This window comes from uncultured Streptomyces sp. (assembly GCF_947488945.1).
In the GTDB taxonomy this organism is placed as follows: domain Bacteria; phylum Actinomycetota; class Actinomycetes; order Streptomycetales; family Streptomycetaceae; genus Streptomyces.
Genome location: NZ_CANLBS010000016.1, coordinates 67,671 through 92,827, shown reverse-complemented (window position 1 = coordinate 92,827; position 25,157 = coordinate 67,671). Strand labels below are relative to the sequence as shown.

Genomic DNA, 25,157 nt, shown 5'->3' with positions numbered 1-25,157 from the left:
GTGGCCGGCGCCGCTGTTCGGGGCAGGGTGGTCAGCCTCGGGGTCCCAGGGGGTGGTCGAATCCCTGCGACATGATCTGCCCGGCCACCTGCATCAGGTCCTGGGCGAATTCGGTGACGGATTCCTGGGTGATGCGGGCACTGGGACCGCTGAGGGAGAGCGAGGCGACGACCACCCCCGAGGAGGTGGTGAGCGGGACGGCCACGGCGGTGAGGCCGATGTCGCGCTCTCCCTGACTCACCGCGTACCCCCGTTCGGCCGCTTCCTCGGCCCATTCCCGCAGCCGTCCGACGTGGTCCACGCCGTGCGGCGAATCCAGCGCGATCCGCGTCAGAAGGGCGTCGCTCGCGCCGCCGATCAGCACCTTCGACGAGGCCCCGGCCCAGAGCGGGAGCTCGTCCCCCACCCGCACCACGTGCCGCAGGGGCTGCGGGCTCTCCTGCTGGGCGACGCACACCCGGTGGATGTCCCGCCGGATCATGACGTTCGCCGTCTCACCGCGCCGGTCGGCCAGCTCCCGCAGCAGCTTGACGGTCTCCGGCGGCAATTCCCAGCTGCCGTGCGCCAGATGAGCCCACCGCCACAGGCCGGGGCCCGCCGTGTATCCGGCATCCGTCGACCAGAGCAGGCCGGCCTGCTCCAGAGTCTGCACCAGCCGGACCACGGTCGTCTTCGCGAGTCCGGTCGCTTCCACGATCGTTTTCAGCGGGACGACGGGCTGATCCTCGGTCAGCAGCGAAAGGATGTCCAGAGCGCGGCGCACACTGCGCACGCCTCCCTGTCCTTGGTCCGAATCCATGGGTCTCTCCTCCGTGGGGTGTGGGCCGGCCGCGTCTTCGCGGGGGTGCGCCGGGCCGCCTCAACAGCACGAACTCTCGCGCCGATCGGCCGGGAAAGCTGAGGTTTCAACTTCCTTCGTCCGGACCCTTGCCAAGCCCAACTGGCGCCCGTACGTTACACGCCAGTCCACAAGGCGGTCTACGAAAACCACTAGATGGCTCATCTGGAGACGTGATGCTGGAAGTCATCCTCAAGTCCGCAGCCGACACGGAAGTCGTCGACGCGCTTCCCTTCCTCGCCGGAGCCTGGTCGGGCGACGGCCCCTGGTCCGAGCGCATCGGCCCCTACGTGCGACGGACCGTCAGCCGCGCGCCCACCGCTCTGCCGGCGGAGATCGGCCGGGCCGTCGCCGACGCCCGCCGGTACGCCCCCCAGGTCGCCTCGCTCGCCCCGGCGGCGCGGGCCGAAATCCTGCAGCGGGCCTCCGTCTCCGCGCTCGCCCACCGTGATCAGCTGGCCGGACTCCTCGCCCTGGAGCTGGGCAAGCCCGTCAAGGACAGCCGCGTCGAGATCGAGCGGGTCGCCTCCACCTTCGAGGTCTGCGCGGCCGAGGCCCGCCGCATCGACGGGGAGACCCTGCCTGTCGCGGGCTGGAACACCGGTGTCGGCAACAGCGCGTTCACCTACCGCGCTCCTGCCGGGGTCGCGCTCGCCATCACCCCCTTCAACGCGCCGGCCAATCTCCTGGCGCACAAACTCGGCGCCTCCTTCGCCGCCGGGAACACCACCCTGGTGAAGGCGCCCCCGCAGGCCCCCGCCATCTCGGCAGCCGTGGTGGCCCTGCTGCTGGATAGCGGAATGCCCTACCAGGCCGTGCAGTTGCTGCACGGCGGCGGCGAGGTCGGCGCCGCGCTCTGCGCGGCCACCGAGGTCGACGTCATCAGTTTCACGGGAAGTGCCGCCACCGGAGCCGCCGTCGCCCGCGCCGCCGGAGCCAAGCGGCTCGCCCTCGAACTCGGCGGCAACGCGGCCACCATCGTCTGCGAGGACGCCGACGTCGAGGCTGCGGCCGGGGCCGCGGCGCGCACCGGATACAGCAACTCCGGTCAGAGCTGCATCTCCGTCCAGCGCGTCTACGTCCACCGCAGCCGTTACGACGCGTTCCTGGCGTCCTTCGCGGCGGCGGTCGACGGCCTGGTGGTCGGCGACCCGATGGACCCGGCCACCGACATCGGCTCCATGGTCGACGAGGACGCGGCGGACCGGGTGGTCCGCTGGTCCGCCGAAGCCGCAGAACTCGGAGCCACCGTGCTCCGGGGCGGCACGCGCGACGGCGCCACCGCGACACCCACCATCATCGCCGGCCCGCCCGCGCACGCCTCGGTCGTCACGCACGAGGTCTTCGGCGCACTCGTCGCCGTGATGCCGTACGACGACTTCGACACCGTCCTCGACGAGTGCAACGACAGCCGCTACGGGCTGCAGGCCGGCCTGTTCACCCACGACGTCCACCGCATCTTCACCGCCTGGCGCCGCCTCGAAGTGGGCGGACTCATCGTCAACGGAACGTCGAACTTCCGCCTCGACCACGTCCCGTTCGGCGGCGTGAAGGACTCCGGCTTCGGACGCGAGTCGCCGCGCTGGCTCATCGACGACTTCACGGTCGTCAAGACCCTCATGCTCCGCAACCTGTCCATCTGGGGCGATCGCCACGACCTCACGAAAGAGAACCAGTGACCACCGTTACCGCCGCTGAGGCGCTCGTCACCCAACTGGAGTCGTACGGCGTCGAGTACGTCTTCGGGACCTGCGGACACACCAACATCGCGCTGCTCGACGCTCTCGGCCCCAGCTCCATCCACTTCGTCATCGCGCGCCACGAGCAGGCGGCGGCGCACGCCGCCGACGGCTACGCCCGTGCCTCGGGCAAGCCCGGTGTCCTGCTCACCCACGTCGGTCCCGGCATGATGAACGCGGTCACCGGCGTCGCCACGGCCGCCATGGACTCCGTCCCGCTCATCGTCATCTCCGGCGACATCCCCTCCTACTACTACGGCCGCCATCCGCACCAGGAGGTCAACCTTCACGCGGACGCCGACCAGACCGCGATCTACCGGCCCTTCTGCAAGCGCGCCTGGCCGGTGCAGCGCACCGCCGACCTGCCCCGCACCCTGGAACGCGCCTTCTGGACCGCGACCTCCGGCCGGCCGGGCGCCGTCCTCGTCAACGTCCCCATGGACCTCTTCTCGCGGCAGGTCGAGCCGTACACCCCCGGAACGCACGCGATCCCCGACAGCGCGCTCCCCGGCCTCACCGAAGAGACCGCCGAGCGCATCGCGCGGGCCCTGGTGGACGCCGAGCGGCCGCTCATCTACTTCGGCGGCGGGCTGCGCACCCCGGAGGCCAAGGAGGCGCTGCTCGCCCTGGCCGACCACCTGGACATCCCGCTCGCCCACTCCCTGATGGGGAAGGGCACCGTCCCGGACCGCCACCCACTGCTGCTCGGCATGCCCGGCTTCTGGGGCCTGGACTCCACCCACGCCCACACCAAGGACGCCGACGTGGTGCTGGCCCTCGCCACCCGCTTCGCGGAGACCGACGCCAGCTCCTGGGAATCCGCCTACACCTGGAACTTCCCGCCGAGCAAGCTCATCCAGATCGACATCGACCCGGCCGAGATCGGCCGCAACTACCCGGTGGAGATCGGAGCGGTCGCCGACGTCGGCCACTCGGTGCGCGCCATCGGCGCGGCGGTCCGGGCCCTGCGGCCCGAACCCCTGCGGCGGCCGGGCCTGCGGGAGGCGATCGCGGCCGGCCGTGCCGAACTCTTCGGTCTCGCGGACGAGAACGGGGCGAGCGACAACTTCCCGCTGCGTCCCCAGCGCATCCTCGCGGACCTGCGCGCGAGCCTCCCCGCCGACGCGATCCTCGTCACCGACGTCGGATGGAACAAGAACGGCGTCGCCCAGTCCTACGACCTGCCGCCCGAAGGCCGTTTCATCACCCCCGGCGGCGCGTCGACCATGGGCTTCGGCCCGGCGGCGGCCGTCGGCGTCCAGATGGCCCAGCCGCGGCGCACCGTGGTCGCCCTCATCGGCGACGGAGGCATGAGCGCCCAGCTGCCGGCCGTCCCGATGGCAGTCGAACAGGGCCTGCCGGTCATCTTCGCCGTCATGAACAACCGGTCGCACGGCACCATCTCCGACCTCCAGCGCTCCAACTACGGCCGGGGTTACGGATGCGACTTCACCGACCGGCAAGGGGAGCCCTACAGCCCCGACTTCGCCGCCTACGGGCGGTCCTGCGGCGCCGACGGCTACGAGCTCTCCTGCGCCGAGGACCTGGCCAAGGCGCTCGCCGCGGCAGTGGAACGCCGGCGTCCCGCGGTCATCGACATCCCCATGGTCAACGAGCCGGTCCCCACGCCCGGCCACTGGAACATCAACGACATCTACCAGGGCACGTTCCCGGACGAAGGATGATTCCCATGCGCGCAAGAACCCGTCACACCCTCGCCGTCCCGGCCGCCGCCCTCGGCGTCCTGCTCGCCGCGACCGCGTGCAGCGCGCCCGGCGACTCCTCCTCCGACGACGCGGGCGGCAGCGGACCCATCAAGATCGCGGTGGTGGACGCCCAGAGCGGCCAGCTCGCCTCCCTCGGCGACTGGGAGGCCAAGGGCGCCAAGCTCGCCGTCAAGGAGTGGAACAAGAAGGGCGGGATCGACGGCCGCAAGATCGAACTGACCGTCTTCGACGACCAGGGCGACCCGACCACCGGCACCAACATCGCCCGCAAGCTGGACAGCGGGAACTACGTCGCCATGATCGGCACCGCCGAGAGCGCCGTCACCGTGGCGATGGCCCCCATCCTCCGGCAGGCGGAGATCCCCAACATCACCTCCGGCCAGGCCACCGCGCTCGTCGACGTCAAGAGCCCCTTCCTGTTCCTGAACGGGCCGACCAGCACCACCTACGACGCCACCCTGGCGGACTACCTGATCACCACCAAGGGATTCAAGAAGATCGCGCTGATCTCCAACAACGGGTCCTACGGAAAGGGCGAGCACGACGCCTTCTCCGGCGAGCTCAAGAAGGCGGGCATCACCCCGGTCGCCGACCAGGTGGTGACCACGGACCAGAAGGACTTCAGTGCCTCCCTCTCGCGTATCCGCCAGGCCAAGCCCGACGCCATCTTCATCGGCTCCGAGGAAGTCGAGGCCGGCCTGATCGTGAAGCAGGCCCGCGACCTCGGCATCACCGTCCCGTTCGCCGGAGCCGCCCCGCAGGGCACCCCGGTCTTCATCGAGACGGCCGGCGCCGCGAACGCCGAGGGCACCATCGTCAGCTCCCCCTATCTGAGCAACGAGATCAGCGACGCCAGCCGCGCCTTCGCCACCGCCTACAAGGCCGAATACGGCAAGGAGGCGGAGCTGCACGGTGCCAAGGCCTACGACGGCGCCAACATCGTGCTCACCGCGCTCCAGAACAGCGGCGTGGCCACCGGCAAGAAGCTCGCCGACGAGATCCGCGCCACGAAGTACGACGGCCTTCTCGGTGACTTCGCCTACGACGAGACCGGGGTCGGCATCTTCAAGACCACCATCGGCATCATCAAGGACGGCAAGCTCACCGCAGCCGAGTAGTCGACCCGTCGAGCCGAGAGCCGGGCGCCGTACCGGACACAGGGAGCCGCCATGCAAGTCACCCTGCAAACCCTCGTCGGAGGTCTCAGCCTCGGGGCGATCTACGCCCTGATCGCCGTCGGATTCTCCGTCGTCTACCGCACCATGGGCCTGGTCAACTTCGCCCACGCGGACGTCGCCATGATCGGGGCGTACGCCGCCTCCACCTTCTACCTCACCACGCACGTCCCGTTCGTCCTCGCCATCGTCATCTCGATCGTGGTCACCGGCGCCATCGGCCTGGTCATCGAGCGGGTCCTGCGCCCGCTGGAGAACAAGGACTTCGATCTGATGCTCATCGGTACGATCGGTTTCGGCACCGTCCTCCAGGCGGCGGCCACGCTGATCTGGGGAACGACCGGCCGGGCCGTTCCCTCACCGATCACCTCCGGGCCCCTGGAACTCATGGGCATCCGCTTCCGGACCTACGACCTGCTCGTCATCGCGATCACCGCGATATCCGTGGTCCTGCTCACGCTGTTCCTCCAGCGCACCAAGCCCGGTGCCGCCATGCAGGCCGTCGCCATGGACCACGAGGCGGCCACCGCCGTCGGCATCCACGTGGGCCGGAGCAACGCTCTCGCGTTCGCCATCGGGGCCGGCATCGCCGCCCTCGCCGGCAGCCTCGCCGGCCCGATGCTCTACGTCGACGCCACCCTGGGCGGCGCCCTCGGCGTCAAGGGGTTCGCGGCGGCCATGCTGGGGGGCTTCGGAAGCATCCCCGGCGCGGTCGTCGGCGGCCTGGCCATCGGAGTCCTGGACTCCTACGCGGGGGACCATTTCCAGGGGTACAGCGTCCTGGTCACCTTCCTGGTCTTCACCGCGGCCATCATGATCCGCCCGACCGGCATCTTCGGCGAGAGGACGGTGAGCCGGGCATGAAGCTCCTCACCTCGAAGCCTGCGCTCGTCCTCGGGGCCTGCGTGGTGGCCGGTGTGCTGCCCTACGGCCTGAACGGCTATGCCATGCACGTGGTGGACATCGCGATCATCTTCGCGCTGCTCGCCATCGGCATGGGTCTGGTCATGGGCGTCGCGGGCCAGATCAACCTCGCCCAGGTGGCCTTCTTCGGCGTCGGGGCCTACACCACCGCCATCCTCACCACCCACTCCGGATACGGCTTCTGGACCGCCGCGGTCCTCGGCATGGTGACGACGGTACTGGTGGGGCTCCTGGTGGGGCTGCCGGCCCTGCGCATGCAGTCCCACTACCTCGGCATCGTCACCCTCGGACTCGCGCTGGGCTTCGTCAACTGGATCACCAACGCGGAGATCACCGGCGGGGCGGACGGCATCTCGGGCATCCCGGTTCCGCCGCTCTTCGGGATCGACCTCGCCGACGAGTACATGTACTACTACCTGGAGATCGTGGTCTTCGGCCTCGCTCTCGCCTTCGGGCTCTTCGTCGTGCGGACCCGCCTCGGGCGCCGGCTGCGCGCGATGCGGGACGACGCGCTGGCCGCCGGTGCGATGGGCGCGGAGATCCCGCTGCTGCGGATGACCGCGTTCCTCCTCGCCAGCACCTACGGCGGGGTGGCGGGCATCCTCTACGCCGGGCTCATCCGGTACGTGGCGCCCGAGACCTTCAGCCTCAGCAACATGTTCCTGTTGCTGGCCATGGTCATCATCGGCGGCCGGCGCAGCCTCGTCGGCTGTGTGGTCGGCGCGGTCGGCCTCGTGCTGATCCGCGAGGCCCTCGTCGACTTCGCCGTCTACGCCCAGCTCGGGTACGGCATCGTCGTCGTCCTGATGGTGGTCTTCGCCCCGACCGGTCTGGCAGGGATTCCCCAACGCGTCCGGGAAGCCGTCAGCCGCCGCAGAAAGGGCGACGACGTGCGCGCCGCCGAACTCGGGCCGTACCTGCCCCAGGCCCTTCCCGGGGACCAGTCGGACGAGAGCCGGTCCGACAGCACGCCGGCGCTGGAGATCAGCCACGTCACCAAGCGGTTCGGGGCCCTGACCGCGCTCGACGACGTCACCCTCACCGTCGAACGGGGGGAGATCCGCGGCATCGTCGGTCCCAACGGGTCCGGCAAGACCACGCTCTTCAACGTGATCAGCGGTCTGTACCGGCCCTCCGCGGGGCAGGTCACGGGCGTGGGCCGGGACATCGGCCGGGCGCGGCCGTACCAGTTGTCGCTGGCGGGAATGGCCCGCACCTTCCAGAACCTGCGCCTGTTCTCGCAGATGACCGTCCGCGAGAACATCCTCGTCGTCCTCGACCGCTCCCGTACGACGGCGGTCTGGCAGTACGCGGTGTGGCCCGTCGGCGTCCTTTCCGACGAACGCCGGCTGGACGAGGAGGCGGACCGCATCCTCGACGAGTACGGTCTGACCGCTTTCGCCGACGCGCACCCGCAGTCGCTCCCGTACGGCATCCAGCGCCGCATCGAGATCGCGCGGGCCATGGCGGGACGGCCGAAGCTGCTCCTGCTGGACGAGCCGGCGGCCGGGCTGAACGGCGAAGAGGTCGGGCAGCTCTCGGCCATCGTCCGGTCCATCCGCGACCGGGGCGTCACGGTCGTCCTGATCGAACACAACATGGGGCTGGTCATGTCCCTGTGCGAGCGGATCACCGTCCTCGCGGCCGGAGCGGTCATCGCCGAGGGGACACCGGCCGAAGTAGCGGCCACCCCCGAGGTCATCGAGGCCTACCTCGGCGACTCGGCCCCCGACGGCGTGTCCGTCCCCCACGAGACGGAGGTTTCCCGATGACCACCACCGCCGCCGGAGCGCCCCGGGCGGACATCGGCGACGACAGCCTCGCCGTGACCGACCTGACCGTCCACTACGGCGGAGTCTGCGCCGTCCGTTCGGTGGCGCTGAGCGTCGCCCCCGGCGAGTCCATGGGCATCATCGGCTCGAACGGTGCGGGCAAGACCTCCACCCTCAAGGCCCTGATGGGGCTCGTTCCGCGCAGCAGTGGCCGGATCACCCTCGGGGACGCCGACCTCAGCAAGGTGCGGGCCCGGGACATGGTCCGGCACGGCGTGGGTTACGTCCCGGAGGGCCGGCACGTCTTCCCCGGGCTCTCCGTGGAGAAGAACCTGCTGCTCGGCGCCTACCACCGGTCGTGGAAGGGAGAGACGCGCGACACTCTCGCGCACGTGTACGACCTGTTTCCCGTCCTGCGGGACTTCCGCAGCCGGGCGGCGGGCGACCTTTCGGGCGGCCAGCAGCAGATGCTGGCCATCGGCAGGGCACTCATGTCCCGGCCGAAGCTGCTGCTGCTGGACGAACCCTCGATGGGGCTCTCCCCGAAGCTGATCGAGAACGTCCTGGAGATCCTCGTCCGCCTCCGGGAAGAGGGGCTCGGACTCCTCCTGGTCGAGCAGAACGCCAAACTGACCTTCGGGGTGACCAGTCACTGCCTCGTCATGGAGAACGGTTCCGTGGCGATGTCGGGGACCTCCGAGGAACTCGCGCACGACGAACGCGTACGGCAGATCTACCTCGGGCTCTGAACGGACCGGCCGCCGGTCCGCCGCTCCGGGCGGAACCGGTGTCCGTTCCGTCCCCCGGCCGCGCTGAGGGATCTTGGGCGACGCGGTGCGGACGCCGCCCCGTTCCGAACAGGAGGACACATGACCGCAGACTGGGACCACCACGTCGACTTGCTCGTCGTCGGGTCCGGGGCGGGAGGGCTCGCGGCCGCCGTCGTCGCCGCGCAGGAAGGGCTCGACGTGCTCGTCCTGGAGAAGAGCGCGTGGCTCGGAGGCACCACGGCCTACTCGGCCGGCACCGCCTGGATACCCGGGCACCGCTTCCAGGCGGACCCCGCGGCGGACAGCGCGGCGGCGGGCGGCTACCTCGACGCCCTCGTCGGTGACCGCGCTCCGAAGGAGCTGCGCGAGAGCTACCTCGCCCACGGCCCCGAGATGATCGACCACCTGGAACGGCTGGGCACCGCCTTCTGGCACTCTCGCACGGCCGTCGACTACCACCCCGAGATTCCGGGCCACGGCGTCGGCCGGGCCCTCGAACCCCACACCTTCGACGGGCGCAGGCTGGGCAGGGAGGGCTTCGCCCGGCTCCGCCGTCCGGTAGCGGAATTCGGCCTGTTCGGTGGCACCCTGATGGTCCGCCGATCGGAGATGAACGACCTTCTGGCCGTGTTCCGCGGATCGGTACGCGGCGTCTCCACCGCGCTGCGCCTCGGCGGACGCTGGGCGGTGGACATGCTGCGCCATCCCCGGGGAACCCGGCTCGCCATGGGCAACGCCCTGGTCGCGAGCCTCTACCACCAGCTCCTGCGGCGCGGCGGCGACGTGTGGTTCGACGCACCGGCCACCGGACTCGTCGCCGACGACGAGGGACGGGTGACGGGTGCGGTGGCATCGGTACGGGGGCGTCGGTTCCGGATCGCCGCGCGCGCCGGTGTCGTGCTGGCCGCAGGCGGATTCGCCGCCGATCCCGAGCTGCGCGCGCGCCATCTGCCCGCTCCCGCACCGCGGTTCACCCCCGCGGCGGACGGCGCCACCGGTGACTCCCTCGCTCTCGCCCGGACGGTGGGCGGTGCGCCGGCGGCGCCCAGCGGCGACAACGCCCTGTGGTTCCCGAGCTCCGTCGGCCGCCGCCGGGACGGTTCCACCGCGGTCTTCCCGCACATCTGGGACCGGGCGAGGCCGGGGATCGTCGCGGTCGACGCCGCAGGGCGGCGGTTCGTGGACGAGTCCGTCTCCTACCACCGCTTCGTCCGTGCCATGTACGACGCCCACGCGTCCGTGCCCGCCATCCCGGCGTGGCTCGTCACCGACGCGCGCGCCCTGTCCGCGTACGGACTCGGCATGATCCGTCCGCACACTCCCCGTCGTCTCCTCCGGCGCCACGTCCGCTCCGGGTACCTGCGCGCCGGCCGGACGGTCCGGGAACTCGCGGCCGCCATCGAGGTCGATGCCGAGGGACTCGCCCGCACCGTCGCCGACAGCAACCGCTACGCCCGTACCGGCGTCGACGAGGAGTTCGGCAAGGGCGGGCACCCGTACGGCCGTCAGTACGGAGACCCGGCGCACACGCCGAACGTCAACCTCGGCCCGATCGATCGGGCGCCGTTCTACGCCGTCGCCGTGTTCCCGACCCCCCTGGCGACCTCGCTCGGACTCAGGATCGACGCCGAGGGGCGGGTGCTCGACGAACACGGCGAGCCGGTCCCGGGCCTGTACGCCTGCGGCAGCGACGCGAACTCACCCATGGCGTCGCAGTACCCGGGAGCGGGGTGCCAGATCGGCGCCGCCCTGACCTTCGGCTACCTGGCCGCCCGCCACGCCGCCCGTCGGGCGGACGGACCCCTCACCTGACCCGCCGTCCGCCGGCCCGACAGGACCGCGGGCGTGCGGCCGGCTCCGGCGGCAGCCGCCCACCGGTCCGCTTCGCGGTGGTCGCGTCCTTCACCGTCCCGTCGGCAGACCGCGGAGGAACGGGGCGAGCCGGCCGGCGATCAGCCGGTCGTCGCGGGCCGAGGTGTGCCCGTCGCATCCGAGGAAGTCCAGGCCCGACTGGTCGAGGAACCAGTGGTGGACCCCGCTGTCGCCGGCGGCGTTGCGCGCCTCGACCACCCGTCGCACCTGCTCGGCGTCCCTGTCGAAGCCGACGGCCACCAGGGCGGTGCCGGGGCCGTGACGCGCCCGCAGCTTCCGGAGGAACCCGTCGTAGGCGGTGCGGTAGGCGGCCGCGAGGCTGTCGGGCGTCCACGGTTCACCGGGGGTGAGATCGGAGAAGTCGTTGGCACCGAGGTTGACCACCACGATCTGGGGGCGCCATGTCCCGGGGTTGTGCCAGACGTCGCCGTCCACGTTCAGCAGGGCGCGGTCGTAGTAGGTCCGGTACGTGATGTCGGGGACGATGCCGGCGACGTTGCGCACCATGCCGAGGCCGGACAGGCCGTTGATCTGGTAATCGGCGTCCAGGTGCCGTGCGGTGAGGGCGCCGTGGCTCACGTCGGTGTTGGTGGCCCGCTTGAGCTGCGCCGGATCGCAGTCGCGGGTGCCCGAGACGTTGCCGTAGCCCACCGTGAGGGAGTCCCCGATGAACTCGATCTGGCGGTTCCGGGGCGCCGGCTTGCCCAGTACGGCGCCACCGGGCGCGGCGACGAAGCCTCCGAACGTGCTGGTGTCCCCCGGGGTCTCGTTGCGTTTGACGACCCGGACCGTGTGGTCGCCGTCGCGCAGGCCGTCGATCCAGTGCGTGGTGTCTCCGGGTTCGACGAGAGTGGCGACGGTGGCCCCGTCGACCTGGATGTCGTAGTCGGCGGCCGCGCAGTCGAGCACCACCCCGAGGCCGGTCCCGCGGAAGCGACCCTCGAAGTACACCCCGGGCCAGCTGAACTGCACCGTCTCCCCCAGGTCCTTGACCCGCCCGACGGTGTGCGCCTGCTCCAGGACGCTCTTCACCGGGCCGCCTGCGCGATCCCGCTGGCGCGCGTCCCTGCCGGAGCAGTCGGCGGGGACGGCACCGCAGCGCGTGCCGGGTTCCGGTTCCCGTCTCCGGTCGTCATCTGCGTGCCCTCTCTCCGGCCCTGTCGCGCATGGACGCGTCACGGCCGAACATCGGACATCCCCTCCCCGTATGTCAACCGGTTTCGAGGGCGCGGCACGGTCCCCGGGCGTACTCAGGACAATGGTTGACGGGCCATCAGTTCACCGACGGCCGGGCCGGGAACACTCCGCACGGAGGGAGGACGGCTCCAACCGCCGTCGCGTACCGGAGCCTTCCCCCTGGCGGCCGTCTCACATCCTGGTGGCGCCGTCCTTGATCGCCGCCCGGATGCGGACGTAGGTGCCGCAGCGGCAGATGTTGCGGATCCCGTCGAGATCGGCCTCGGTGATGTCGCGGCCTTCCTCGGCGACGCTCCGGACGAGGGCCACGGCTGCCATGATCTGGCCCGGCTGGCAGTAGCCGCACTGGGCCACGTCGTGGTCGAGCCACGCCTGCTGCATGGGGTGCAGTTCGGCGCCGACGGTGGCCGGCAGCCCTTCGATGGTGGTGACCTCGTCGGTCGGCTCCAGCTCTCCCACGGGGATGGCGCAGGGGTTGACCGCCCGGCCGTTGAGATGGCTGGTGCAGGCCTTGCAGACGTTGATGCCGCATCCGTACTTCGGACCCGTGACGCCGAGGACGTCGCGGAGCACCCACAGGAGCCGCACCTCGTCTTCGATGTCCACGGTGACCTGCCGGCCGTTGAGGCGGAATGTTTGCTCGGGCACGAAGGGTTCCTCGGGTCAGTGGGCGTGGTCCCGGCCGTCCGTGGGGGACTGCGGGATCGGCGGGACGGCCGGCTTGGGCTCGAAGGCGAGTGTCTCGTGGTTGATGGGGAACGAGGTCGGCATCCTGCCGGTCGCGCGGCCGTAGGCGCAGGCGACCGCGGCCATGGTCGCGGCGACGCCGAGTTCACCCGCCCCGCCGGGTTTCCCCGTGGTGTCCGGCATGATGATGATCTTCAGTTCGGGGGGTGTGTTCCACTGGCGGGTGTAGAAGTAGTTGTCCCAGCTCGCCTCCAGGAAGTACCCGTCGCGCAGGTGCAGGCTGGAGGTGAGGGCCAGTGCGATGCCGTCCATGGCGCAGCCCATCATCTGCGCGTCGAGCCCGCGGGGGTTGACGGTGAGTCCGGCGTCCACGGCGAGGACGACCTTGGTGACGCGCGGTCCGGTGACGCCGTCCCGGACCTGGCGGCCGACCGTCTCCGGGCGGCAGTCGATCTCGACCAGGACGGCGCTCGCGGAGCGGTACTCGGAGTGGAGCGCGATGCCCTGGGCCGTGCCGTCGGGCATCGCGCGGCCCCAGTCGCCGGCTTCGGCGACCTTGTCCAGCACCGCCCGGGACCGGTCGTCGTCGAGGAAGTCCCGCCGGAACCGATAGGGGTCCTTCCCCATCCTGGAGGCCAGTGCGTCGACGACGAGTTCCCTGGCGCAGGTGACGTCGGGCGAGTAGACGTTGCGCATGCTGCCGGTGTTGAAGCTCTTGTCGGTCTCGTTCAGGAGTCTGCTGTTGGCTCCGAAGTCGTAGGGCATCGACTGGGAGAGCTGGAAGAAGACCTCGGAGAAGGCGAGGTCCGCCACCGGCAGCTTCGCCGCGAACGCGGTGACGATCTCACCGAAGCCGTGGCCGAGGTCGGTGGAGACACTGGTGTGGCGCTGCTTGTAGCTGAGCACGGTGCCGCCGGCGTAGGCGATGCGTACGCGGGACGTGGCCATGGGGTGCGTACGTCCCTGGCGGGAGTCGTCGGCCCGGTGCCACATGAGTTTGACCGGCTTGCCGATCTTCTTCGAGATCTCGACGGCCTCCAGCGCCGCGTCGAAGAAGAGCTTGCGCCCGAAGGAACCGCCGCCTTCGGTGACATGGACCGTCACCGCGCTCAGCGGGAGCCCCAGCTTGGCCGCGATGGCCTCCTTGGCGACGATCGGCGCCTTGAGACTGGACCAGATCTCGGCCCGGTCCGGGCGTACGTCCGCGATGGCGCAGTTGGTCTCCAGCGCGCTGTTGCTGCGGAAGTGGAAGGTGAATCTGCCCTCCACGCTCGGGGTCAGCGGCGGAAGTCCCATGGAGGGCTCCGCGACCCGGAGTCCGGCGAGCACGGAGGCGTCGCTCTTGCCCTTCGCGGTACCGGGGCCCCATGACACCCGCAGGGCGCGCACGGCGTCGACGCACTGTCCGAAGGTCCGGGCGCGTACGGCCACACCGCTCGCGATCACCACGACGTCGGTGACGCCCGGCATCGCCCGGACCTCTGCGGCGTTGGCGACGGATTCGACTTTGCCGTTGATGGTCGGCGGGCGGCACACCATGGTGGGGGCGGCCCCGGGGACGGCGAGGTCCATGGCGAACTTCTTGCGTCCGGTGACCGCTTCGAGGGCGTCGACGCGGCTGCGGGGGGTGCCGATGACGGTGAACTCCGCGGACGCTTTCAGTTCCGCGGTGACCTGCTGCGGCTTCAGGACCGCGGCCCGCTCGGCCAGGTCCCCGATGCCGATGCTCCGGCCGGCGGGCCCGTGGACCGTCCCCGCCCGGATGCGGACCTCGGCGGTCGTCGCGCCGAGGGCCACCGCACCGGCCTGGAGCAGGCGTTCCCGGGCGACGGCCGCGGCGACCCGGACCGGGGTGTAGGTCGCGATGGTGGTGTTGGAGCCGCCGGTGAGCTGGTTGAAGAGCAGTTCCGGGCGCGCGTCGGCCAGGGTGACCCGCACCCGGTCCAGCGGGACGTCCATCTCCTCGGCGATCAGCATGGCCGTCGACGTGGTGATGCCCTGCCCCACCTCGGCCCGCGGCAGCGCGAGGGAGACCGTGCCGTCGGTGTGGACCTGGACGGTGATGAGACCGGAGGTCGGCAGCGCGGCCAGGGTCATGAGGTCGTTGAGGTCGACCACGTCCGTGATGTCCGCCGAGGGGACGTCGGCCCTGGCCGGGGCTGCGGACAGGAGCGGGGCGGCCGTCATCAGGGTCGGGGCCGCCAGGACGAATCCCAGGAACCTGCGCCGGTCCACGGCTCGGTCCTCCGGCCGGTGGGTTCGCTCAGCATCGTTCACCGACGGGCTCCTCTCCCCCGCGCCCGGTCGGCGTCGTGTGTCCCGAGTCCGCCGGAGGACTCGTCCTGGTGTCCCGCGTGGGCGGGGTCGCTCGTGTGGTGTTCATGGCGCGGTTCGGCTCCGGGAAAAGTGGAGGGCGGCGGCCGGGGCCGGTGGTGGCGCCCCCGGCCGCCTCGGACGGACTCCGCACGGGGCGGGTCCGGCTGTTCAGGAAGGGCGGTTGGCGTCCGGAATGTTGATGGCGATGGGTCGGCCCTCGTTGAGGAAGAGCAGGACGAACCTACGGAGTGCTTCCTCCAGCGTCCAGAGCACCGCCGGGACGGCGGGCAGCGGGATCAGGCCTTCGCGGAAGGCCACCAGCAGGGGCCAGGCCGTCGCGATGAGCTTCTCCAGGATCGGCTGCCTGGACAGCCCGATCATGTCCCCGATCTCGCCGCCCAGCGTGTACCGGGTGAAGGCGCTGATCAGCGGCCGAGTCAGGCCGGCGTCGAGTTCGGCCACGATGCCGAGCAGGACGTTGGTCAGCTCCTCGCCCTCGGACGAGTGGGCGAGGATCGGGTCGAGGACCTGCTTGGACTGCGCGTAGGCCGCGTCCCAGGAGGCGGGGATGTACTCGTCGTGGACGCCGAGCATGTGGGCGCTGACCTGCCACACGTGCAGATAGGCGTCCGAGTCGGCGGTGTTGACGCGGACACCCCATTCTTTCATCCTGCGCATGACAAACGTGGCCAGACTGTGCCAGGTGACCATGATGTCCGCCTGGCTGATGGGGATCGTCTGGCCCCCGTTCGTCTGGGACCAGCCCGGTGACTGCGGCAGCAGATGACGCACCGCCGCGTGCACCAGACGGGTCTTCACCGCGGTCACGATCATCGAGCCCTGCGGCAGGTACGCGTCGAGGTCCCCGATGTCGTAGCCGAGCCGCGCGGTCTTGGCGATGCGGTCCTTCATGTCGGCACCGCCCTTGGAGTAGTAGACGGCCCGCGCCTCCCTGGGGATGGCGGTGCTCATCAGGCCACTGCCGAGTCCGTACAGCGCTCCGACGTAGATGCCCTTGGTCGTGCTGAACTTCGCGGCGCGGTCGAGCTTGGCCTTGTCCGCCCAGGACGGCATCTGCCGGGCGTGCTCCATGAAGTCCTTGAGGTCCGCCGGGAGCCCGTCGGGCAGCGGCTGGTCGTTGCGGGTCCAGCGTTGCAGCAGCGTGTTGACGCGCGCCACGTCGCCCCGGTCGATGAGGGCGGCCAGCACGGGGTCGGCCTCCTCGTCCCAGACCCACTCGGGGTTGACGCCCGCCCCCGCGCCCGCCACCGAGCCGGTGGGCGACCAGGTCCACAGGGACCGGGCGGAGGCCGGGGTCGCCGCCGCCAGCGCCCCCACCGCCCCGAGGGCTCCGCCCGTTGCCAGCATCTTGCGCCTGCTGAATCCGTCCATGGTTCCGTACTCCTTCATGTGATGGTCGGCGGGCGTCACGGGAGGGGACGCCGCGGGAATCGAGCCGTGCGGGGAACAGCCGCACGGGAAACGCCGTACGGACACGGGCCGTACGGGTTGCGGGTTGCGATTGCGGGGTGCGGGGTTCGGATCCGCGTCCGCACCGTCGGGACCGGCCGGGGAACAGCCGGGGAGCGACCGGCCGGACCGGGGGCCGGGACGCCGCCGCGGTTCGGCAGCCGCCGGGGCGAGGTGTGCGCACACGCCGGTCGCCGGATGACGGACCCGCACCTCATGGGCGCGGTGCGTCAGGAAGCGGGCCGGTTGGTGTCCGGGATCTCGATCCGGGTGCCCTGCCCCTTGGTGAGGAAGAAGAGGATGTACCTGCGAACGGCCTCGTCGATCGTCCAGGCGAGTGCCGGCACCAGCGGCAGGGGGATCAGCTTCTCGCGGAAGGCGACCAGCTTCGGCCAGAGAGCCGCGATGGTCTTCTCCCAGAAGGGCTGCTCGGGGATGCCGTCCATGTCCGCGACCCGGTCGCCGACGAGGAAGCGGGCGAGCGCGTCGACGAGCGGGCGGTCGATGCCGCCGGGACTCGTCTGCTCGGCGAGCTGGCCCAGCAGGATGTCCGTCAGTTCGATGCCCTCCCGTGTGGACCGCAGGACCGGGTCCAGCACCTGCGCGGCCTGGGCGTGTGCGGCGTCCCACGAGACCGGGATGTACTCGTCGCGCACGCCGAGCATGTGGGCGGTCACCTGCCACACGTGCAGGTACGCCGCCGCGTCGGCGGAGCTGATCGGCACCTTCCATTCCACCAGCTTGCGCATGGTGTAGGTGGCGAGGCTGTGCCAGGTGACCATGATGTCCGCCTGGCTGATCGGGATGGCTTGCCCCTCACCGGTCCGGGACCAGTCCGGGGACTGCGGCAGCAGGTGGCGCACCGCCGCGTGCACCATGCGGGTCTTGACCGCGTGGACGATCACGTCCCCGTCGGGGCGGAAGGCGTTCAGGTCTCCGATGGCGAACCCGAGCATGCTCGTCTTGGCGACACGGTCCTCCATGTCGGCGCCGCCCTTGGAGTAGTAGACCGAGCGCGCCTCCCTGGGGATCGCGGTGCTGAGCATGCCGCCGCCGACCCCGTTGAGGAGGTTGAGGTAGAACCCGCGGGACTTGTTGAACGCCGCCGCGGTCTCCAGCGCGGTGCGGTCCGCCCAGGACGGCAGTTGCCGTGCCTTCTCCATGAACGCCCTCACGTCCTGGGGCAGTCCGGCCGGCAGCGCCTGGTCGTTCCGGGTCCAGGTCCGCAGCGCGTCGTTGACCTTCGCCACGTCACCGCGTTCGATCACCGACGCCAGCAGGGTGTCGGCCTCGTCGTCCCAGACCCATTCCGGATCCAGGCCCTCGCCGCTGCCCGCGACCGACCCGCTGGGGGCCCAGGTCCATGCCTCCCGGGCACCGGCCGGCGGACCGGCACCCATGGCGCCCAAGGCGCCCAGGGCCCCGCCCGCGGCTAACATCTTGCGCCTACTGAGTCCGTCCATGGCTCTCTGAACTCCTCCGTGAGTCCTTCGGCTTGCAGCGCTGCGCTTGATACAATGAAACACATTGGGATTCTGTGTGTCATCAGAGGAGCACAGGCGGGCGGGAAACGCCAGAGAGATTTCAAAAATCGGGAGGCGCTCGTGGCACCTGCTCCGCCGGACCTCGCGGGGCCTTCGGACCCCCCGTCCGTGCTCGAACTGGCCTTCAGCGACGCCGTCGAGGGGGCCGGTTCGGACGACAAGGTGTCCGTGCGCCTGCTCGACGCGGCGTACGAGCAGTTCTGTCTGCTCGGCGTCCGACGCACCACGATGACCGACGTGGCCCGGCTCGCGGGGGTGTCCCGGATCACGGTCTACCGCCGGTTCCCGACGAAGGAGGCGCTGGTCGAGCACGTCGTGCGACGTGAGTTCCGGCGCTACTTCGACCAGTTCGTCGTCGAGATCCTGGCCGCCGAGACCGTAGCCGACCGGGTGGTCCTCGGGTTCGTCAGCTCGCTGCGCACCGTCCGGGGCAGTCGCCTCATCGGAGGTCTCATGGCTGTCGAACCGGACGTCGTCGTGCCGTCCATGACCGGCGACGGAGGTCGCACCCTGCACATGGTGCAGCAGTTCGTGGCGGAGCGGCTGCGCCGGGAACAGGAGGCCGGGCACGTCGCGGCCCGGGTGGACGTGGGCGTCGCGGCGGAGATGATGGTCCGGATCTCCGCGTCCTTCCTCACCATTCCCAGCCGCGTCATCGATCTCGACGACGACGCGCGCCTGCGCGAGGTGGCCCGGCAGTGCCTCGTCCCGATGCTCGGACCCGCGCCTGCCGGTCAGACGTAAGACGACGCGCGGCGGAAAGCGGGCGGATCGGGTCGCCGGTCTCGTGCGCTCCCCCCGGCGGCGGCACGGGGCGGGGCGCGGACGGAGCGCCGCGCGCCGTCCGACGCACACGCCCGAACGCCCCCGGACGCGCCGAGGGACCCGCACCGGAGTCCGGTGCGGGTCCCTCGACCCGCCTGCGGGTGCCCCGCCGTCCGCGGGGCGCCCGGTGGAGCGGTACTGCTAGAACCAGTGCTTACGGCCACCGACCTTGCGGCCGCTGGCACCGAGGATCCACAGGACGGCGCCGACCACGACGAGTACGCCGCCGATGGTCGTCAGCAGCGAGACGCCGACGAGCAGGCCGATGATGAGCAGAATGGCGCCGAGCAGAATCATTACGGGTCCGATCTCCGAAGTCTTCAGGGCGCGTGCCAGCGGGTGCTGCGCGACGGCCTCTCTTGTCGCGCGAACGGTTTCCGCCGGCCGTCCGGCCCCCGGTCCCTGTCGCGCTCCATCCTTGTGCCCCTCGAACCGGTGTTCACGCACGCGACTTCCACGACTTCCGCGCGGTTCCTCCCGGCCGTCGCGACACGGTCACGGACCGGTCGTCGGGTGGTCACCGATCGTGTCCGGCCGGGGACCTCGGTAGAGCAGCGGCAGTGCGGGCCGGGTGGGCGCGCATCGGGCCCCTGCCGCTACTTCGTGAGCCCCGCCAGCTCCCGCTCCGCGTTCTCCGCCACCCTGCGGCGGACGGCGAACCAGCCGGCCACCAGCATGACCGCGATCACCGGCACCAGCAGCAGGGTCTTGCGCCCGATGTCGGGGTCGTTGCCCATCATGACGAGCACGCCCAGCAGGAACGCGATCGTGACGATCTCGGTGACCGGGCTCCACGGCAGGCGGAACTCCGGGCGCGGGGCCAGACCCGCGCGGCTGCGACGGACGAAGACCAGGTGGCAGAGCATGATGATCACCCAGGTGCTGATCACGCCGAGGGAGGCCACGTTCAGCACGATCTCGAAGGCCTTGCCGGGCACCACGTAGTTCAGGCCGACGCCCAGCACGCAGACGGCACAGGTCAGCAGGATGCCGCCGTACGGGACCTGGCTGCGGCTCATCACGCGGGTGAAGCGGGGCGCGGAGCCCGCCATCGCCATGGAGCGCAGGATGCGCCCGGTGGAGTACAGGCCGGAGTTCAGCGACGACATCGCCGCGGTCAGCACCACGAGGTTCATCACGTCGTCGGCGGCCGGGACGCCGACCTTGGACAAGACGGTGACGAAGGGGCTCTGGTCCCCCGAGTAGAGCGAACCGGGCAGCAGCAGGGCCAGCAGTACGACGGAGCCGACGTAGAAGAGCGCCACCCGCCACATGATGGAGTTCACCGCGCGCGGCACGACCTTCTCCGGCTCGGCGGTCTCGCCGGCGGCGACGCCGACCAGTTCCAGGGCCGCGTAGGCGAAGATCACGCCCTGCATGACGAGCACCACGGGCATCACGCCGTGCGGAAGCACACCGCCGTGCTCGGTGATCATGCCCGGACCCGGCGTGTGGCCGCCGACGTCGTGCCGGGTGACCAGCAGGAAGACGCCGATCAGCATGAACCCGACCAGGGTGGCGACCTTGACGATCGAGAACCAGAACTCCATCTCGCCGAACACCTTCACCGAGATGAGGTTCACGACCAGCACCACCGCGAGGGCGACCAGGGCCAGCACCCACTGCGGGATGCTGGTGAACATGCTCCAGTAATGCGTGTACAGCGCGATCGCGGTGATGTCGGCGATCCCGGTGGTGGACCAGTTGAGGAAGTACATCCACCCCGCGACGTACGCCCCCTTCTCCCCGAGGAACTCGCGCGCGTACGACACGAACGAGCCGGAAGAGGGACGGTGGAGCACGAGCTCGCCGAGCGCCCGTACGACGAAGAAGGCGAAGACGCCGCAGACGAGGTAGGCGACCGCGAGGGCCGGGCCGGCGTCACGCAGGCGCCCGCCGGCGCCCAGGAAGAGCCCCGTTCCGATCGCCCCGCCGATCGCGATCATGTTCACATGGCGGGCCTTGAGGCCCTTGCTGTAGTCGGCGTCACCCGCGTCCGCGGGGGTCCCGCCCGCATGTCGCCCTGGAGCCTCGGCCTGTGCCGTATCGACGGCGTTTTCACTCACGGCTGATTCCACTTTCTGGTGCGGCCGGGCCGACATCGCGCCCGAATCGTCCATGTCTCGACAGGGCCGGTGCCACCTCGGGCGGCGCAGACCGAGGCGGCACCTTCCCGGAGGACACCGCTGTATGCGGGGACCCGGGTCGCACGGTGCGACTCCACACATGATCCGCCGCAGCCCTCCATCAGCCGCCCATGAGTGCGACGGCGCTGGTCAGAGGCGGCCACCGTCGCGCGTACCGGGCGGGAGTACGGGAGTCCGCAGGAGAGGGGCTCCGACGTCCCGGGTCCGCCTCACCACCTCCCCACCGACCGGGCCCGGTGGAGAGGCGGCGAGGCCCGCGGTCCGCCGGGCTTCCCGCCCCCTGAGCGCGCTCCAGCGATTCCGCTTGTGCGCGGACGGGGTACGCGGAGGCGCCCACCGGTCCGCGCACCGCACGGCCCGGCCGGGGCGCCCCCCTCGTCAGGGAAGGCCACGACCGCACGGTCGGCACGCCCCGCCCGCCCCGACAGGGACATCCGTGCCCGCCCCGGCAGCCGCCCGGCTCCGGGACGGCACATACCGTCGGGCGGCGGGGGCCGAACGTCCCGATTCATCCGGTCGGGGCATCCTCCGGGCGTTCCCGGGCGCGGCGCGCAAGAGACGCCGGACAGTGGGCGGGCCGCGTCCGCCCCGGTTCGTCCTGGCCGGGAACGCCGGCACCCGTCATTCCGGGCTCCCCCGCGTCGGCCGTCGCGGTCGGCCGTCGCGCGTCGATCCGGGGGCCCGGCTCGTTCCAGGGAGGCAGTACGTGGTGAGCACAGCAGCGGAGAACACCGGCGTGGAGGGAGGTGTCGGGGGGACCGCCCTGATGGTCGCCGCGGCACGGGCGATCGAGACGCACCGGCCCGACGCCCTGGCCCGTGACGTCTACGCGGAGCACTTCGTGCGCGCGGCGCCGGCGTCGGCGGGTTGGCCGGTCCGGGCGGAGGAGGTCCCGGACGGGGACGCGAACCCGCTGTGGGGGCGCATGGCACGCTACTTCGGACTGCGCACCAGGGTGCTCGACGACTTCCTGCTCGGCGCGGTGCGTTCGGGTCCCCGGCAGGTGGTGATTCTCGGCGCGGGACTGGACGCGCGGGCGTTCCGGCTCGACTGGCCCGCCGGCTGCGTGGTCTTCGAGATCGACCGGGAGGGGGTGCTGGGGTTCAAGCAGGAGGTGCTCGGCTCGCTGTCGGCGGTCCCGACGGCTGTGCGGGTGCCCGTCCCGGTCGACCTGCGCGACGACTGGGCCGGAGCCCTCGCCGACGCCGGCTTCGACGCGGCGCAGCCGAGCGTCTGGCTGGCCGAGGGGCTGCTGTTCTACCTGCCGAGTGCGGCCGAGAGCCGTCTCGTCGGCCAGGTGGACCGGTTGAGCACGGCGGGCAGCGCCATGGCCTTCGAGATCAAGCTGGACCAGGCGCTGCTGGACGCCGGGGAGCACCCGCTCTACACCTCGGCGACCACGCAGATGGGCATCGACCTGCTCGGCCTGTTCGACCGGGAGCCGCGCCCCGACTCCGTGGGCGATCTGACGGGCCGGGGCTGGACCACGGCGGTGCACACCGCGTTCGAGTTCACCCGCCACCACGGACGCGGTCCGCTGCCCGTGCCGGACGACGGACTGGGCGGGAACCGGTGGGTGTTCGCGACGAAGCCGGTGCCGCTGCCGCGCCCGCAGCAGGCGCCGCACTCATAGGACGCCGTCGGGCACCAGCACGGGTTTGACCACGCGGCCGACCTCGCAGTCCGCTTCGGCCTCGTTGACGGCGGCGAGGGGGTAGGTGCGGATGAGCTGGTCGAAGGGGAAGCGGCCGGCCTGCCAGAGCCCGAGGAGCCTCGGGACGAGCAGGCCGGGGACGGCGTCCCCCTCGCAGATGTGGACGATGCTCCGGCCCCGGTCGAGCGTCCCGGGCTCCAGGGGCAGTGCGGTGCGGAACCGTGCCACCAGGCCGAGTCTGCCGGTCGGACGCAGCGACCGGAGCGCGTCGTTGACGACCGGCGCCGAACCCGTGGTGTCCAGGGCGTAGTGGGCGCCGCCGCCGGTGCGGCGCCGCACGAGGGCGGGCAGGCCGGCGGCGTCCGCGTGCACGGGAACGGCGCCGAAGCGCTCGGCGAGGTCGAGACGTGCGGGGTGCCGGTCGACGGCGACCGTGACCGCGCCCGCGGCGGTCGCGGCCATGACGGCGGCGAGGCCCACCGCCCCCGCCCCGAAGACGGCGACGGTGTCACCGGGGCCGGCGCCGAAGGAATGGAGGACGGCTCCGGCGCCGGTGAGGAAGCCGCAGCCGAGCGGTCCGAGCAGTTCGAGGGGGAACGCGGGGTCGACCCGGACGGCGTTGCGCGCTGGGACGACGGCGTAGGCGGCGAAGGCGGACTGGCCGAACCACCGCGGGGCCAGCGCGCCCCCGGCCGCGTCGGTGAACCGGGCCGCGTTCTCCGGGCGCCCGCCGAAGAGGTTGAGCGCGGCGAAGGAGTCGCAGTAGGCGGGCGCTCCGCGCAGGCAGGCGGCGCAGTGCGCGCAGGAGTCGTAGCTGAGGACGACGTGGTCGCCGGGTCGCGGGCCGGTGTCGGGACCGCCGGTGCCGGGGCTGCCGGTCTCCACCACCACTCCGGCCCCCTCGTGGCCGAGGACCGCGGGGAGCGGTGACCGGCCGGCCGAGCGGCGGACGGCGAGATCGGTGCGGCACATCCCGCAGCCGGCGATCCGGACCAGGATCTCGCCGGGTGCCGGGCCCGCGTTCAGGACCACCTCCTCCAGCGCGAACGGGCCGTCGTACGAGCGGAGTACCGCCGCGTCGAAGCGCCGGATCACACCTCCTCCTCGGGGCAGTGCACGACGAAGGGCCGGAGGTTGCCGTAGAGGCCCCAACGGCCGCCCGCCACACCGACGCCGCTCTCCTTGACGCCCGAGAAGGGCTGGGCGAGGGAGAGTTCGGCGTGGTGGTTGATCCACGCGGTGCCGCACTCCAGCCGGTCGGCCACCGCCCCGGCCCGGTCGGGATCGGTTCCCCAGACCGATCCGCCCAGCCCGTAGCCGGTGGCGTTGGCCGCTTCGACGGCCTCGTCGAGGTGCCCGTACGCCAGCACCGGCAGCACCGGCCCGAACTGTTCCTCCGTCACCAGGGCGCTGTCGGCGGGTACACCGGTCAGGATCGTCGGGGCGTGGAAGTAGCCGGGCCGGTCGATCCGCCGGCCGCCGGCGGCGGCCCGCGCACCGGCCGCCAGGGCATCGGCGGTGCGGCGTTCGATCCGGGCGAGCTGGGCCGCGTTGTTCAGCGGCCCGAGTTCCGTGCCGGGGTCGAGCCCGGGGCCGACGACGGTGGTCCTGGCGCGGTGGGCGAGCGCCTCGACCACGTCGTGGTGGAGGCGGGCGGGGACGTAGACGCGTTTGACCGCCATGCAGACCTGCCCGCAGTTGCGGAAGGCCGCCCAGAACAGCCGTTCGGCGACCCGTTCCACGTCCACGTCGTCCAGCAGGATCGCCGCGTCGTTGCCGCCCAGTTCCAGGGTGACCCGGGCGAGTGAGGTGGCAGCGCCCCGTGCGACGGCCCGCCCGGTGGCCGGGGAGCCGGTGAAGGTGACGTGCCGGATCCCCGGATGTGCGGCCAGGCGCGCGCCGAGCGGTTCCCGCCCGGTGACCACCGTCAGGACGCCTTCGGGGAGCGCGGCGGCCATGACGGACGCCAGGAGACGGGTGGCGAGGGGGGTGTACGGGGACGGTTTGAGCACCACGGTGTTGCCCGCGGCGAGCGCGGGCGCGAACTTGGCCGACGCGAGTTGGAGCGGGAAGTTCCACGGGACGATCGCGGCGACGGGCCCGAGCGGCCGCCAGCGGATCTCGCTGCGCACCGGACGGCCGTCCCGGAGCGGCTCCGCAGCGGGGAACGCGTCGGCGAAGTGGCGGAGCCGGGCCGCGGTGCGGGCGACCTCGGCGTACGACTCGGCCAGGGGTTTGCCCTGTTCGCGGGTGAGCAACGGTGCGAGGGTGTCCCCGGCCGCCTCCACGGCGTCGGCCGCGGCGAGCATCGCGGCGGCTCGGGCGGGCGGGTCGGCGCGCCAGCTCAACCAGGCGTGGTGGGCCCGGCCGACGACGGCGTCCAGTTCGTCCGGGTGCTGCTCGGGGGCCTCGTCGAACACCTCGCCGGTCGCCGGATCGACGACGCCGAACCGCGCGCCGACGGGTACGGGGGAGGTGGCCGGCGGTCGGGTCTCCACGC

19 protein-coding genes are annotated in these 25,157 nt (G+C 71.6%); 9 read left to right on the top strand and 10 right to left on the bottom strand.

Annotated elements, in window-relative coordinates:
* Window positions 1-31 precede the first annotated feature (31 nt).
* Window positions 32-799, bottom strand: a complete 768-nt coding sequence (locus Q0994_RS23555; protein ID WP_299538068.1) for an IclR family transcriptional regulator — start codon at window positions 797-799, stop codon at window positions 32-34.
* 215 nt (window positions 800-1,014) lie between these two features.
* Here Q0994_RS23555 and Q0994_RS23550 point away from each other — a divergent pair, with 215 nt between their 5' ends.
* The 7 genes from Q0994_RS23550 (at window position 1,015) to Q0994_RS23520 (ending at window position 10,757) form a co-directional block, all read left to right on the top strand.
* Complete coding sequence (locus Q0994_RS23550; RefSeq protein WP_299538066.1) at window positions 1,015-2,517, top strand: aldehyde dehydrogenase family protein; 1,503 nt, start codon at window positions 1,015-1,017, stop codon at window positions 2,515-2,517.
* Window positions 2,514-4,262, top strand: a complete 1,749-nt coding sequence (locus Q0994_RS23545) for a thiamine pyrophosphate-binding protein (RefSeq protein ID WP_299538065.1) — start codon at window positions 2,514-2,516, stop codon at window positions 4,260-4,262. Before Q0994_RS23550 ends, Q0994_RS23545 begins: the two co-directional genes overlap by 4 nt.
* 5 nt (window positions 4,263-4,267) lie before the next feature.
* A complete protein-coding gene (locus Q0994_RS23540) occupies window positions 4,268-5,422 on the top strand; it encodes an ABC transporter substrate-binding protein (protein WP_299538064.1) in 1,155 nt (384 codons plus the stop codon).
* A 51-nt stretch (window positions 5,423-5,473) separates the two neighbouring features.
* On the top strand, window positions 5,474-6,343 hold the full coding sequence (locus tag Q0994_RS23535) for a branched-chain amino acid ABC transporter permease (RefSeq protein WP_299538063.1): 870 nt from the start codon (window positions 5,474-5,476) through the stop codon (window positions 6,341-6,343).
* Window positions 6,340-8,175 carry an ABC transporter permease subunit gene (locus tag Q0994_RS23530; RefSeq protein WP_299538062.1) on the top strand — a complete coding sequence of 612 codons (1,836 nt, stop codon included), beginning with the start codon at window positions 6,340-6,342 and terminating at the stop codon, window positions 8,173-8,175. Before Q0994_RS23535 ends, Q0994_RS23530 begins: the two co-directional genes overlap by 4 nt.
* Window positions 8,172-8,924 carry an ABC transporter ATP-binding protein gene (locus Q0994_RS23525; RefSeq protein ID WP_299538060.1) on the top strand — a complete coding sequence of 251 codons (753 nt, stop codon included), beginning with the start codon at window positions 8,172-8,174 and terminating at the stop codon, window positions 8,922-8,924. The genes Q0994_RS23530 and Q0994_RS23525 overlap by 4 nt, the downstream gene beginning before the upstream one ends.
* 120 nt (window positions 8,925-9,044) lie before the next feature.
* Window positions 9,045-10,757: an FAD-dependent oxidoreductase gene (locus Q0994_RS23520; protein WP_299538059.1), complete on the top strand. Its 1,713-nt coding sequence runs from the start codon at window positions 9,045-9,047 to the stop codon at window positions 10,755-10,757.
* Window positions 10,758-10,847: 90 nt separating this feature from the next.
* On the opposite strand, the gene Q0994_RS23515 is transcribed toward Q0994_RS23520, so the two are convergent.
* The 5 genes from Q0994_RS23515 to Q0994_RS23495 all read right to left on the bottom strand — a co-directional run bounded on the left by Q0994_RS23515 (window position 10,848) and on the right by Q0994_RS23495 (window position 17,950).
* Entirely contained in the window at window positions 10,848-11,849 is a 1,002-nt protein-coding gene (locus tag Q0994_RS23515) for an SGNH/GDSL hydrolase family protein (RefSeq protein WP_299538057.1), read from the bottom strand.
* Between the two features lie 336 nt (window positions 11,850-12,185).
* A complete protein-coding gene (locus tag Q0994_RS23510; protein WP_299538056.1) occupies window positions 12,186-12,662 on the bottom strand; it encodes a (2Fe-2S)-binding protein in 477 nt (158 codons plus the stop codon).
* Between the two features lie 15 nt (window positions 12,663-12,677).
* Entirely contained in the window at window positions 12,678-14,888 is a 2,211-nt protein-coding gene (locus tag Q0994_RS23505; protein WP_299538185.1) for a molybdopterin cofactor-binding domain-containing protein, read from the bottom strand.
* A 297-nt stretch (window positions 14,889-15,185) separates the two neighbouring features.
* Window positions 15,186-16,409: an oxygenase MpaB family protein gene (locus Q0994_RS23500; RefSeq protein ID WP_299538055.1), complete on the bottom strand. Its 1,224-nt coding sequence runs from the start codon at window positions 16,407-16,409 to the stop codon at window positions 15,186-15,188.
* Window positions 16,410-16,717: 308 nt separating this feature from the next.
* Window positions 16,718-17,950, bottom strand: a complete 1,233-nt coding sequence (locus Q0994_RS23495) for an oxygenase MpaB family protein (RefSeq protein ID WP_299538053.1) — start codon at window positions 17,948-17,950, stop codon at window positions 16,718-16,720.
* 141 nt (window positions 17,951-18,091) lie between these two features.
* On the opposite strand from Q0994_RS23495, the gene Q0994_RS23490 reads away from it, so the two are divergent.
* The gene (locus Q0994_RS23490; RefSeq protein ID WP_299538052.1) at window positions 18,092-18,775 is read left to right on the top strand and encodes a TetR/AcrR family transcriptional regulator; all 684 of its coding nucleotides are present in this window, start codon (window positions 18,092-18,094) and stop codon (window positions 18,773-18,775) included.
* Between the two features lie 222 nt (window positions 18,776-18,997).
* Here Q0994_RS23490 and Q0994_RS23485 read toward each other — a convergent pair whose 3' ends face one another.
* Both Q0994_RS23485 and Q0994_RS23480 read right to left on the bottom strand, forming a co-directional pair.
* On the bottom strand, window positions 18,998-19,153 hold the full coding sequence (locus tag Q0994_RS23485) for a hypothetical protein (RefSeq protein WP_299538051.1): 156 nt from the start codon (window positions 19,151-19,153) through the stop codon (window positions 18,998-19,000).
* A 299-nt stretch (window positions 19,154-19,452) separates the two neighbouring features.
* Window positions 19,453-20,922 carry an amino acid permease gene (locus Q0994_RS23480; protein WP_299538049.1) on the bottom strand — a complete coding sequence of 490 codons (1,470 nt, stop codon included), beginning with the start codon at window positions 20,920-20,922 and terminating at the stop codon, window positions 19,453-19,455.
* Window positions 20,923-21,769: 847 nt separating this feature from the next.
* Between Q0994_RS23480 and Q0994_RS23475 the strand changes: the two genes are divergently transcribed.
* A complete protein-coding gene (locus Q0994_RS23475) occupies window positions 21,770-22,636 on the top strand; it encodes a class I SAM-dependent methyltransferase (protein ID WP_299538184.1) in 867 nt (288 codons plus the stop codon).
* Here the strand turns inward: Q0994_RS23475 and Q0994_RS23470 are convergent.
* Window positions 22,631-23,752, bottom strand: coding sequence for an NAD(P)-dependent alcohol dehydrogenase (locus Q0994_RS23470; protein WP_299538048.1), 1,122 nt, complete (start codon window positions 23,750-23,752; stop codon window positions 22,631-22,633). The two genes, Q0994_RS23475 and Q0994_RS23470, sit on opposite strands and share 6 nt — an antisense overlap.
* Entirely contained in the window at window positions 23,749-25,155 is a 1,407-nt protein-coding gene (locus tag Q0994_RS23465; RefSeq protein WP_299538046.1) for an aldehyde dehydrogenase family protein, read from the bottom strand. Before Q0994_RS23465 ends, Q0994_RS23470 begins: the two co-directional genes overlap by 4 nt.
* Window positions 25,156-25,157: the final 2 nt, after the last annotated feature.